Raw genomic sequence first — 12,012 nt, 5'->3', positions numbered from 1 at the left:
TCGGCCATCGCCCTCGCCGCTACCGTCATCTTCTGGTTATGAGTCCAGAGCCTAGAGATGCAGGTTAAAGTTGCTGCGAACGCGAGCATTCAGAGAGGAGCGAGCCGCGGCCGATCTCGTCAGTCACGAAGCTCCGAACGCTCAGGGGAGCACGAATGATAAGCGAGCCTCTCTGGGGGCCAATGAATGCCATAGGCGACAGCGCCCTGGGCCAGTGCGACATGCTCAACGCATGAGCCTCCTTGGCGGAACGCTGTTGGGCTCGTTCTTACCTCCAGCCGCCGGAGAAGACGGTTTCGATCATTCCGAGCTTATCCGCTTTCTCCCGCCTCTTCCGGTTTCTCGAGCTCTTTCGTTTCACGAGGCCATCCGCAGGCGCAACTCCCGGCGGGTCGGGAATGCGCGCGCCGGCGGACCGTAATGTTCTCGCGCGGCCGCACCGCCGGCAATCTGTACCACCTCCGGGAGGAGCGTGCTGACCTCGTCGAAGGCCCGGGCGTTCAGCGCGGTGAGAGCCTGGGGGCCGGGATAGAAGCTTTCGCTTTCGATGCCGCCGGCGACGATGATCTGGTGACGCTCGAACAGGAGATGGATGTAGCACACGCGGGACTTTCCGTTGGCCACCCGCGCCCCCGGCTGGTCGAGCAGGTAGGCCGCGCGGACCAGTTCGTCGCCCAAAAGAATCCCGTGCTGGCGCGAGACGAGAAGGTCGCGGTCGAGCCCCCAGTACCCCGCGGACAGTCGGATCGGGCGTAACCGCGGCTCTCGCAGCAGGGCGGGTTGACCGACGACCGAGCGCCCGATCCACGCCAGGGGCTGGGGTCCGTCGTCGCGGGTGCAGACGAGGTCTCCGGGCCGCAGGTCGTCAATCGGAACGACGCCTCGCGGGGTCAGGACCGGCGTGCCGGAGGTGAAGCAGGTGACGCCGGTATTTCCCTTGGTGAAGGTCGAGGAGGTTGCGTTCGTCATCGTGATCGACCCCGACCCAAACGACGTGTTGTCGCTGTAGTCGGTTTGTCGCCCGCGCTGATCAAACAGGCTCGACTGGTTCAGCACCCCGTCGTCGTCGAAGTCGGCCCGCAGTTCGGACATCGAGTCGTAGTAGTTCGAAAGGTCGATGAAGTCGTTATTGGTCCGATCGCCGTCATTCAGGGCACCGGAATCGTCCGTGCCGAAATCCGCGACCGTGTCGTTCCCACTGCCCGCGCCATACCGGAAGGTATCGTTGCCGTCCCCGCCCACAATGACGTCGTCGCCCGATCCGCCCAGGATCGTGTCGTTGCCGCTGCCGCCGAACACGGTGTCGTTGCCGAGCTCCGCAACGATGTAGTCGTGACCGCTGCCGCCGTCGACGTAGTCGTTGCCGCCCTCGGCCATCAGGCTGTCGTCGCCCGAGCCGCCGTGGATGGTGCTGGCCCCGTCGCTCCCGTAGATCGTGTCGTTGCCGGCCCCGCCGTCGAGCGTGTTCTGGCCGATACCTCGCTCGTCGACCGTATCGTCGATCACGTCATTCCCGTCACCGCCCGAGACCGAGTCGTCGCCGTTTCCGTATATGATCGTGTCGTCTCCGGCACCGCCCAGGAGGGTGTCGGAACTGCTGGTCCCCTTGATGGCGTTGGCGTCGTCGGGGTCGTAGGTCTGGCTGTCGATCGTGCTGTAGGCGGGGGCATAGCTTCCACTGCCGACATTCGAGATCGTGCTGATGGTATAGTTGTTGCCGGGCTGGACCGGGCCGTCGACCACGACACCGACCGGGGTGCCGCCGATCTCGATCACGTAGGCTGGGTGGGCGTGGCCGTACTCGTCGGTGTAGGTAAAGGCCTGCTCCAGATAGCCCTGCCCCTGTGCCACCACGGAGCCGTTCGCGTCCCGGACGACGACGTACTGGCTTGAGTCGGCACCCACCTCGTCTGCGTTATCATCGCCGCCGAACGTCGAGTCATCGTCCCACACCTCGAATACGAGGGCGTCGGAATCCACGTCCCAAGTCGGATCGACCTGCCAGGACGAGCCGGAAATGAACCTGATGTCCGAGGTGGAGAACCCGGCAAATGTATAGACCGCCATACGTCGAGCTCCCCCGAGTGGTACGGAGGGGAGATGACCCGCGAATGGGGCAAGAAATGCAGATCAGCGGGTCAGCTTTGCGGCGTTTGCCCACAAAATCCGGCGATGTTCAGTCTTCGGACGCCCAGTCCTCGAGCTTCGAAATCGTGTCGCGGGTGATCTGCTGGAGGTTCTCGAACTGCGCGAGATACGGGCACGGCTCCTCCAGTCGCTCCTTGACCGATCCCATGGGGAAGAGGTTGGCGGCCTTCAGCTTCTTCAGCTCGGACCACTCCACCGGCACGGCGACCGGCGCGCCTTGACGGGCGCGGACGGAATAGGGGGACACGGCAGTCTGACCGCGCTCGTTGCGGAGGTAGTCGATGAAGATCCGGCCTTTGCGCTTGGCCTTGGACATGGTCGCGATGAAGCGGTCGGGCTCGGCCTCGGCCATGAGGTGGGCGAGCGTCTTCGAGAAGCCCTTGACCGTGTCCCACCCGTGCGCCCGGCGCAGCGGCACCCAGACGTGGACGCCCTTGCCGCCCGTCACCATTGCGCCGGCCTCGATCCCGAGGTCCGACAGCCGGTCGCGCAGATCGAAGGCGGCGGACTTGGTGTCGTCCCAAGTCAGCCCCTCGTCCGGGTCTAGGTCAAAGATCATCCGGTCGGGCCGATCGATCCGGTCGGTGCGACTGCCCCAGATGTGGAACTCGATCGTGCCCATCTGCGCGCAGGCCACGAACGCCTCGGGGCGGGTCGCATAGATGTAGGCTGCGGTTCCGCCATTCTTCTCCTCGATCTCGACCTCTTCCACCGCCTCGGGGAAGCCGTCGCTGGCGTGTTTCTGGAAGAAGATCTGCCCTGACAGCCCCCGCGGCGCCCGCAAGAGCGACAGGGGCCGGTGTCCGGCGATCTGGACCAGCCGCTCGCCCGCGCGGTCGTAGTGGCGCGCGAGGTCGAGCTTTGTGCAGCCCGAGCTGGGGAACACCTCGCGGTCGGGAGACGAGATCGCGACGCCGGCAATCTCGGCCTTGCCGTCCCGCCGGGTCTTCGGCTTCGACTCCGATGCCTCGTCCTTTCGCTCTGGCACCTCGTCCTGCGCCAGCACCTCGTCCTGGGGCGTCTCGAGGCTGACATTCCCGGCGGCCTTGTCCTCGCGCATGCCCTGATAGGCGCCGTGGCGGATGTGGCCGTCGGCGGTGAACTCGGTAAATTCGACCTCGATCACCGTGTCGGCCCTGACCCAGACCGCATCACGCGAGATGTCCTTGGGCACGTCCTTGAAGGGCGGCGTCTTGCGCGCGGTGAACCCTTTCGCGAGGGCCTGCATGTCATCTTGGCTGTAGCCGGTGCCGACACGTCCGCGATAGCGCAGGCCCTCGGGCCCATGCTCGCCCACCAGCAGGGACGCGAAGGGGCGGTTCTTGTCCGAGGGCGTGTAGCCCCCGACCACGAACTCCTGCCGCTTGGTGCATTTTACCTTCACCCACGCCTTCGAGCGGGTGGAGCGGTAAGGAGCAGACAGCTTCTTCGACACGATTCCCTCGGCACCCTGCTTGCAGGCGGCGGCAAAGACCTTGTCGCCGTGGCCCACCACCTGGTCCGTCAGGCGCAGCGGACCATTCTTCGGCATTCCGCGGCACAGCTTTTCCAGCGCGTCGCGGCGGTCCTTCTGGCTTTCTCCGGTCAGGTCCTCGCCGTCGAGCGACAAGAGGTCGAAGCAGAAGAACACCAGGTCGCCCCTCTCCTTCAGCGCCCGTTGCAGCGATGAGAACGGCGAGCCGCTGATGTTCGCGGCCATGACCTCTCCGTCCAGGAGGCAGGCGTCGCAGGGCAGCGGGTCGAAGGAGCCCGCGAGCGCGCCGAACTTGCCGGTCCAGTCGTTGCCGTTGCGGGTCCAGAGGGTCACGCCCCCCTTCCCCACCGAAGCCAGCGCGCGGTAGCCGTCGAACTTGGTCTCGTGCACCCAGTCTTTGCCCTCGGGCGCGTCGCTGACCAGGGTGGCAAGCTGGGGCTTCTGGAACTTCGGCCCCTTGAGACCCCGGTCAGGACCGCCGGTCGCAAGCTCTTCGGCCTCGGCGTCATGGGCAATCGCGTCCATGTCGCGGCCCGTCGCGATGCTCGTCAGGTATCGCCCGGTCAGTGCGTCCGAGTCGCCCTCGACGTACTGGTCCTTCTCCTTGATGAGCAGCCAGGCCCGGTCGCCCCCCTTCTTGAACCGCACGAGCGCGTAGCCGCCCCGGACCCTTTCGCCCGCGATGTCCATCTTTAGGTTGCCGCGCTCGATCATCTCGCCCACGTCGCCGCGCGGGGTCCAGGTGCCCTTGTCCCACAGCATCACGGTGCCGCCGCCGTATTCGCCTTCGGGAATCGTGCCCTCGAAATCGCCGTAGTCGAGCGGGTGATCCTCCGTCCGCTGCGCGAGTCGCTTGTCGCCGGACTTGGGCGACGGTCCCTTCGGCACCGCCCAACTCAGCAGCACCCCGTCCCATTCGAGGCGCAGGTCGTAGTGCAATGCCGAGGCGTCGTGCTTCTGGATCGAGAACCACATATCCTCGCCGCGTGACGCGCCCGCCTTCCCCTCGGGCTCGCGCGTCTTCGAGAAGTCGCGCTTCGCGTTGTACGTCTTCAGCTTGTCGCTCATCACGACGCTTTCTTCTTGCGGGTGCCCGTGGACTTCTTCCTGGCCGTGGTCTTCGTGCTCTTGGCGCCTTCGCCCTCGCCTTCATCCTGCTCAAGGCTCGCCTTCAGCGCGCCCATCAGGTCGACCACGTTACCGCCCCCGCCGCCCTTGCCGGAGTCGGCCAGCACCTTCTCGGTGTCGCCATCCTCGCGCTTGGTCTCGATCAGCGCGCGGAGCGCCTGGTAGTAGCTGTCTGAATAGGTCGAGGCATCGAACGGCTTGGTCTTCTTCGCGATCAGCTGCGTGGCGAGGCCCAGCATGTCCTCGTCCGCTTCCTCGTCCTGAATCTTCGAGAACATCGGCTCGGCCCCGCGGATCTCGTCCGCGTAGCGCAGGGTCTCCAGCAGCAGACCGTCGCCGCAGGGGCGGATCGCGGCGAGGTGCTCCTTCCCGCGCAGGGTGATCTGGCAGAGCCCCGCCTTCTTCTCGGCCCGCAGCGCGTCGCGGATCACGCGATAGGCGTCTTCGGTCCCGTCGTCCTTGGGCACGAGGTAATAGGGCTTTTCGTAGTATAGCGGCGGAATCTCGTCCTGGTTCACGAACTGCACCAGCTCGAGCCGCTTCGACGTCTCGACCTTGAGGCGGTCGATCTCTTCGGTTTCCAGCAGGATGTACTCGCCATTCTCGGTCTCGTAGCCCTTCACGATCTCGTCGCGATCGACCGGGCCGACACCTTCGACGGTCTTCTCGTAATGGACCCGCTTGCCGGTCGGCTTGTGGATCTGCCGGAACGACACGCGGGGCCCCGAGTCGGTGGCGGGGTAGAGCTCGACGGCGATCGACACGAGCGACAGACGCAACTGACCGGACCAGACGGCGCGCGGAGCCATGGCAAACCCTCCTTCTTTCGACCTCAGCACCTAGCGCGCCAGCCGCCTCCCGCCACGCAGGCGTGACGACGCGCCCGCGGCGCTTAGGTTGCGCGCAAACAGACAGGAGACTTCGATGGCGACCCTCGACGACTTCCCGATCACCCGAAAATGGCCCCCGCAGGACGAAAGCGTGATCCAGCTCTACTCCTTCCCCACGCCGAACGGGGTGAAGGCCGCAATCGCGCTTGAAGAGCTTGGGCTGCCCTATGAGCCGCACCTCGTGAAGCTCTCGGACGACAACGTGAAGTCGCCGGAGTTCCTGTCGCTGAACCCCAACAACAAGATCCCGGCGATGATCGACCCCGACGGCCCGGACGGAGAGCCCGTCGGGTTGTGGGAAAGCCACACCATCCTGACCTACCTCGCGGGAAAGACCGGCCGGCTGGGCGGAACGGGCGCGGGTCGATGGGAGGTCCAGAAATGGCTCTCGTGGCAGGTCGCGGGGCTGGGGCCGATGTTCGGGCAGCTCGGCTATTTCGTGAAGTTCGCGGACGAGAAGATCCCGGCCGCGCAGAAGCGCTACATAGCCGAGGCCCGGCGTCTTCTCGGCGTGATCGACGGACAGCTTCAGGGGCGCGACTGGATCGCCGGCGAATTCTCGATCGCCGACATCGCCATCGCGCCGTGGCTGAACGCGCTCGGGTTCTATGAGGCGAAGGACGACGTGAGCTGGCAGGAGTTCACCAACGCCACAGCCTACGTGGACCGCTTCTACCAGCGCCCGGCCGCGCGGAAGGGCAGCCGCATCCCTGATCCCGACGGCTGAGCCTCAGCCCCTGCGCCGCGCCCGAAACAGGGTGAAGAGCCCCGCCGAAACGACGATGGCCGCGCCGATCGCGGTCATCGGTTCGAGCGTTTCGCCCAGGATGAAGACCCCGATGGTGCTGGCGAAAACGAGCTGGAAATAGGCGAAGGGCTGGACGGCGCTGGCCTCGGCGATCTCGTAGACCTTGATCAGGCAGAAATGGCCAAAGGATGCCGAGACGCACAGGAACGCCATCCAGCCCCAGCCGGCGAGGTCCATCGGCTCCCACAGCCACAGGCCCGGCGGCGTCAGGACCACCACGCCTGCGATGCCTGTCCAGAAGAACGAGGTCGCGGCGCTGTCCCGCCTCCCGACATAGCGGGTCAGCAGCCCGTAAAGCGCAAAGGCGAGGGCCCCGGCCAGCGGAACCAGCGCCTCGGGGGCGAAGACCGCAAAGCCGGGCCGCAGGATCAGGAGGATGCCGACGAAGCCGACCCCGATCGCCGCCCAGCGCCGCCAGCCGACCTTTTCGCCCAGCACCGGCCCCGCGAGTGCCGCGATTAGCAGCGGGTAGCAGGCAAAGACCGCGTGCGCTTCGACCAGGCCCAAAAGGACGAAGCTCAGCACCATGAGGCAGACCTGGGCCGCCAGAAGTACGCCGCGAAAGATCTGCAGGGCAAGCTGTCCCGTCGCTGCCGCCGCCCGCACGCCTCCGGCCGAGCGTGCCGCGATGGCGATGACGAAGGCGGCAAAGAACCAGTAGCGGATCATGATGACCATGACCGTGTTGTATTCCGCCGCCAGGTGGCGCGAGACCGCGTCCTGGATCGAGAACACGAAGGTCGTCAGGATCATCAGCCGGATGCCGACCGCCGTGTTCTGCTCGGTCACGCCAGTCGCCCTCGTGTCATGTGGCGCTTGCGGCCGTAGCCTGCGACGCGTTCGACCACGAAACCCGCCTCCGCAAGGTCCCGGCGCACCTGCCCCGCTGCCGTGTAGGTGGCGAAAGTGCCTCCGGGCGCGGTATGGCGTGCGACCTCGTTCAGCAGCTCGGGCGCCCACAGCGCGGAGTTCCGGGCCGGCGCGAATCCGTCGAGGAACCACGCATCCGCCCGGTCAGCCCATGCAGACAGGGTCCCGCGCGCGTCGCCCTCGACCACGGTCAGATGCAGGTCGGCCGGGCCATCGTCCGCGACCGCCGCCACGACGTCCTCCGCCGCCTGCCCCAGCGCGGGAAACGCGGCAAGCGCGCAGGCCATAGCGTCGGGCGTCAAGGGAAACGCCTCGAACGAGGTATAGCGCAGCGGCCCCTCTGCCCCGTCTTCGCGCCACGCCTGCAGGGTGGCGGCGCAGTTCAGGCCGGTGCCGAAGCCCAGCTCGGCCACGTGAAATCCGGCCTGGAAGCGCGCGGGCAGGTCGTTGCCGGCCAGAAAGACGTGGTGTGTCTCGGCCAACCCGTCCTGAAGCGAGTAATAGGGGTCGTCGAACGCGCGCGAGATCGGCACGCCGTCGCGCCAATCCAGCGTCTCGGTGTTTTCACGGGCTGACATCGCGGCTACCCCCTTGCCCAGCGGCAGAACCACGAAAGGCCACCCGATGACAAGCGAGGTCACCATCCGCGGCGCGGGCATCTACGGCCTTAGCGTCGCGTGGGAGATCATCTGCCGCGGCGCCCGCGTCACGGTGATCGACCCGAACGGCCCCGGCGCAGGGGCGAGCGGCAACCCTGTCGGCGCCATGGCCCCCCACGCGCCCGAGGCGTGGTCCGAGATCAAGGCCCTGCAGTTCGACAGCCTCGTTGCAGCGCCCGACTTCTGGGCCGAGGTGACCGAGGCCGGAGGCGGCGATCCCGGCTATGCCCGGACCGGGCGCCTGCAGCCGATCGCGGACGCGGCCGCGCTGGAGCGTGCACGCGAGCGGGCGGTGTCGGCCGCGACGCACTGGCCGGGCTGCGTGTGGGAGGTGATCGACGCGCCCGAGCGGTGGGCGCCGCTCTCGGCCACGGGGCTGGTGATCCGCGACACGCTGACGGCGCGGGTGGACCCGCCGCGTGCAGTGGACGCGCTGGTCCGCGCGATTCGCGCGAGGGGTGGCGCCGTCGTGGCCGACGCACCGGAACGGGGGCCGGTTGTCCACGCGAGCGGGGCCGCCGGACTTGCCGCGCTGTCTGTCGGCGAAATTGAAGTTGGCCGGCCAATCAAGGGTCAGGCTGCGCGGCTTGCCTTTGACGACGCCGGCCTGCCGCAGATCTTCGCCGAGGGCCTTCATGTCGTGCCGCATGCCGACGGGACGGTCGGCATCGGCTCGACCAGCGAGCGCGACTTCCTCACCGAGGCACCGGACGCGCTGATCGACGACGTGATCGCGCGGGCGCGCGCTGCAGTGCCCGCGATTGCCGACGCGCCGGTGCTGGCGCGCTGGGCGGGGATGCGCCCGCGCGCCCGATCGCGCCAGCCGATCGTGGGCGCGTGGCCGGGCAGGCCCGGACATTACGTGGTGAACGGCGCCTTCAAGATTGGCTTCGGCACGCATATCCCGGTCGCGCGGCTGGTGGCCGACCTCGTGCTCGACGGTCTCGACCGGATTCCCGAGCCACTGCGCCTTCCGGGCTAGGCCTGCCTGACGGCTGCCCGTCTCCGCCGGCCCTTCAGCCGCAGCGCAGGTCGTTCGACGAGGTGCCAGGACAGCGCTGCGCACAGGAGCGTCGGCAGAAAGGATGCAGCGATGTTGCCCAGCGGTGTCTCGACCCCCACCGCCGCCGCGGTCTGCTGAAGGGGAAAGGCGTAGATGTAGATACCGTAGGAGTAATCCGGCAGCCGCAGCTTTGGTCCGCGAAAGCCGACGAGGATCGCACCATAGGCCAGCGCCAGCGACAGGACCGGGCCGCCGAGCGGCGCCAGAAGCATCAACCCGGCCGCAAGCGTCCACGACAGCGGCACCCGATCGCGCCAGAGATAGAGCGCAGCACCAATGGAGAACGGCAGACCCAACTCGCACAGCCGGACAACCCGGAGCTGCTCGACCGCGAACGGCCCGACCAGACAGGCAAGCGCAAACAGCACTACGGCCGTGTCGCGCCCCCGCGGTCGCGCGAACAGCCCGCCGAGCCCTGCCAAGAGCACGACGAGGTAGAGGACCGCCTCGAAAAACAGGCTCCAGAGAGAACCGTTGACGACGGGACCGTAGGGTGTCGCCTCGAACAGGCCCGGCAGGGTGTAGTCGACTTCGGCCAGCGTGATGTTGCGCAGGAAATAGCCCGGCGCGTCGGCAAGCAAGCGCGCGGGTTCCGGCGTGATTGCCAGCCCGACAAGCAACGTGGCCAGCAGCATCACCGCGAGGCCTGGGAACAGGCGCAACGCCCGGCCTTCGACGAACCGCTGCCACGACCGGCCTTGGTCGAAACTACGCGTCACGAAGAAGCCCGAAATCGAGATGAAGATCACGACGCAGACATGGCCCAGCGATTGCCCTGTCAGCCGTTCGAGCGGCGCCACGGCCTCGCGCCCCAATGCCAGCGGCCACGCATGAGAGATCAGCACCCCGACCGCCGCGGCGATGCGCAGGGCGGTGAAAGCGTCACGACCACGTGCGAGGCCTTCTGCCGGGGTGATGATACCGCCGCTGTAGCGAGGCGAAGGCGTCTCGTCGGATTGCATCGCGTTCCTCTTCCGCACTGCGCGCGCATGGCGGCAGGCGCCGCCACAGTGGCATAGCGTCCCTCTCCCCAGTGGCGCGCAAAGGTTAATGAAGCGTCAGTTCAAGTCCGGGCGGGTGGGCCGAGGACTCGTCAACGGTTTCCTAACCAATCCTCAAGCAAGTGGACGAAACGGCCGATCGTTTCGGAAAGGAACCGCCATGCCGCTCCCGCTTGCCAGTCGCCGGATCCTCATCCTTGTCGAGAACCTGCCCGTCCCCTTCGACCGTCGTGTCTGGCAAGAGGCGCGTGCGCTGCGAGACGCAGGGGCCGAGGTCACGGTGATCTGCCCCACCGGAAAAGGGTGGGACGCAGAGCACGAAGTGATCGAGGGCATCTCGGTCTATCGTCATCCGCTGCCGATCGAGGGCGAGGGTGCCGTGGGATATGCCCGCGAATACGCTGCCGCCCTGTGGCACCAGACCCGCCTAGCCTGGCGGGTCAAGCGGCGCGAGGGCTTCGACACGATTCAGGCGTGCAACCCGCCCGACCTGCTGTTCCTCGTCGCGTTGCCGTTCAAGTGGCTGTTCGGCACGCGCTTCGTCTTTGACCACCACGACATCAACCCTGAACTCTTCGAAGCCAAGTTCGGGCGCCGCGGCATGCTCTGGCGCATCCTCGTCCTGATGGAGCGGCTCACCTTCCGGGCGGCGGACGTGGTGATCTCGACCAACGAGAGCTACCGCGCACTTGCGCATGGCCGCGGCGGCAAGGACCCGGAGGACGTCTTCGTGGTCCGCTCGGCCCCGGATCTGAGCCGCGTTTCCGCGCCCGCCCCCGATCCCAATTGGCGTCGGGGACGGCAACACGCTGTTGGCTATGTCGGGATCATGGGTGAGCAGGAGGGGCTCGACCTGCTGCTGCACTCGATGGCGAAGGTGATCCGCAGCCATGATGTGCAGCTTGTCTTGATGGGCGACGGACCGGCGCGGCCGGGCCTTGAACGGCTGGCAGATACCCTTGGGCTCAGCGACCATGTCACCTTCACCGGGCTGGTGAACCAGGAGCAGCTGTTCGCCGTTCTTTCCAGCGTGGATCTCGGCGTCGGACCGGACCGCGTGATGCCGATGAACGACAAGTCCACGATGAACAAGATCCTCGAATACATGGCCGCCGGCAAGCCGATGGTTCAGTTCGAGGTGACCGAGGGGCGCGTCTCGGCCGGTCCGGCGTCGCTTTATGCCGCGGCGAATGACACGGAAGATTTCGCGGCGAAAATCGTCGAACTTCTGGACGACCCTCGGCGCGCCGCCGAGATGGGTCGTCTTGGCCGCCAGCGCCTGGAGGAGAAGTTCGACTGGACGGTCCAGGTGCCGAACCTGATCGCCGCGTATCGCCGCGCGGCGGCCGTGAAGCCTCAGGTCAGACCGGCAAGGGCCAACGCGCTTTCGCGCGCGTCGGCGTCTGCCAAGCGGCCGTAAGAGCCGACCTGCACCCGCTCACGCAGGATGCGGGCGGGGTTGCCGGCGACGATGCAGCCCGGCGGGACCGACTTCGCAACCACCGAGCCTGCCCCGACGATGCAGCCGTCGCCGATCTCGACGCCAGGCAGGATCATGGCGCGGCCGCCGATGAAGCAATTCCGCCCGATCCGGGTGTGCAGATAGAGGCCCCGCGTCCGGTCATGGGTCAGAACGCGGGACTCGAACGCAAGATAGCTGTGCGCGCCGACATGCACGCCGATCGGGAAGGTCAGGTCCAGCTTGGCCGACAGGGACATCTGGACCGTCGGGTGCAGATCCATGCGCCAAGCCCGCACGAGCCACACTCGCCTCAGCGCCACCAGCACGTTGCGCACCCCGGAAATCCGGTTCAGCCCGCGCCGCCGCGCCTTGGCGACCGTCGTTTCGCTCTCGGCCATTAACCATCCGTAAATCGCGCGCCCGTAGGGACATGGCAGCTACCGTTTGAAGGGTCAACATTCACCGATGATCGCGGCCCGGTCCATCATCGCGGCATTATTCGCCTGGCT

At 66.9% G+C, this 12,012-nt stretch carries 10 protein-coding genes; 3 read left to right on the top strand and 7 right to left on the bottom strand.

Annotated features, from left to right (window positions below):
• Positions 1 to 357: 357 nt before the first annotated feature.
• From ACFDS3_RS11260 to ACFDS3_RS11250, 3 genes are all read right to left on the bottom strand, one after another.
• Positions 358 to 2,067 (bottom strand): Hint domain-containing protein, encoded by a 1,710-nt coding sequence (locus tag ACFDS3_RS11260; protein ID WP_375262452.1) that lies wholly within the window; start codon positions 2,065 to 2,067, stop codon positions 358 to 360.
• Between the two features lie 109 nt (positions 2,068 to 2,176).
• Positions 2,177 to 4,690, bottom strand: coding sequence for a DNA ligase D (gene ligD, locus ACFDS3_RS11255; protein WP_375262451.1), 2,514 nt, complete (start codon positions 4,688 to 4,690; stop codon positions 2,177 to 2,179).
• Positions 4,690 to 5,559, bottom strand: coding sequence for a Ku protein (locus ACFDS3_RS11250; RefSeq protein ID WP_375262450.1), 870 nt, complete (start codon positions 5,557 to 5,559; stop codon positions 4,690 to 4,692). The genes ligD and ACFDS3_RS11250 overlap by 1 nt, the downstream gene beginning before the upstream one ends.
• A gap of 115 nt (positions 5,560 to 5,674) precedes the next feature.
• On the opposite strand from ACFDS3_RS11250, the gene ACFDS3_RS11245 reads away from it, so the two are divergent.
• A complete protein-coding gene (locus tag ACFDS3_RS11245; RefSeq protein WP_375262449.1) occupies positions 5,675 to 6,367 on the top strand; it encodes a glutathione S-transferase family protein in 693 nt (230 codons plus the stop codon).
• Positions 6,368 to 6,370: 3 nt separating this feature from the next.
• Here ACFDS3_RS11245 and ACFDS3_RS11240 read toward each other — a convergent pair whose 3' ends face one another.
• Positions 6,371 to 7,237, bottom strand: coding sequence for a DMT family transporter (locus ACFDS3_RS11240; protein ID WP_375262448.1), 867 nt, complete (start codon positions 7,235 to 7,237; stop codon positions 6,371 to 6,373).
• Positions 7,234 to 7,896, bottom strand: a complete 663-nt coding sequence (gene mnmD, locus ACFDS3_RS11235; RefSeq protein WP_375262447.1) for a tRNA (5-methylaminomethyl-2-thiouridine)(34)-methyltransferase MnmD — start codon at positions 7,894 to 7,896, stop codon at positions 7,234 to 7,236. The genes ACFDS3_RS11240 and mnmD overlap by 4 nt, the downstream gene beginning before the upstream one ends.
• Positions 7,897 to 7,942: 46 nt before the next feature.
• Between mnmD and ACFDS3_RS11230 the strand changes: the two genes are divergently transcribed.
• The gene (locus ACFDS3_RS11230) at positions 7,943 to 8,959 is read left to right on the top strand and encodes an NAD(P)/FAD-dependent oxidoreductase (RefSeq protein ID WP_375262446.1); all 1,017 of its coding nucleotides are present in this window, start codon (positions 7,943 to 7,945) and stop codon (positions 8,957 to 8,959) included.
• On the opposite strand, the gene ACFDS3_RS11225 is transcribed toward ACFDS3_RS11230, so the two are convergent.
• The gene (locus ACFDS3_RS11225; RefSeq protein WP_375262445.1) at positions 8,956 to 10,002 is read right to left on the bottom strand and encodes an acyltransferase family protein; all 1,047 of its coding nucleotides are present in this window, start codon (positions 10,000 to 10,002) and stop codon (positions 8,956 to 8,958) included. The genes ACFDS3_RS11230 and ACFDS3_RS11225 overlap by 4 nt on opposite strands.
• 199 nt (positions 10,003 to 10,201) lie before the next feature.
• On the opposite strand from ACFDS3_RS11225, the gene ACFDS3_RS11220 reads away from it, so the two are divergent.
• A complete protein-coding gene (locus ACFDS3_RS11220; protein WP_375262444.1) occupies positions 10,202 to 11,461 on the top strand; it encodes a glycosyltransferase family 4 protein in 1,260 nt (419 codons plus the stop codon).
• Here ACFDS3_RS11220 and ACFDS3_RS11215 read toward each other — a convergent pair.
• Positions 11,398 to 11,901, bottom strand: a complete 504-nt coding sequence (locus ACFDS3_RS11215) for an acyltransferase (protein ID WP_375262443.1) — start codon at positions 11,899 to 11,901, stop codon at positions 11,398 to 11,400. The genes ACFDS3_RS11220 and ACFDS3_RS11215 overlap by 64 nt on opposite strands.
• Positions 11,902 to 12,012 lie beyond the last annotated feature (111 nt).

It is taken from the genome of Palleronia sp. (genome assembly GCF_042089775.1).
GTDB lineage: Bacteria > Pseudomonadota > Alphaproteobacteria > Rhodobacterales > Rhodobacteraceae > Palleronia.
Note: the sequence above shows the minus strand (reverse complement) of the source record. Positions and strands in the feature narration are given on the sequence as shown.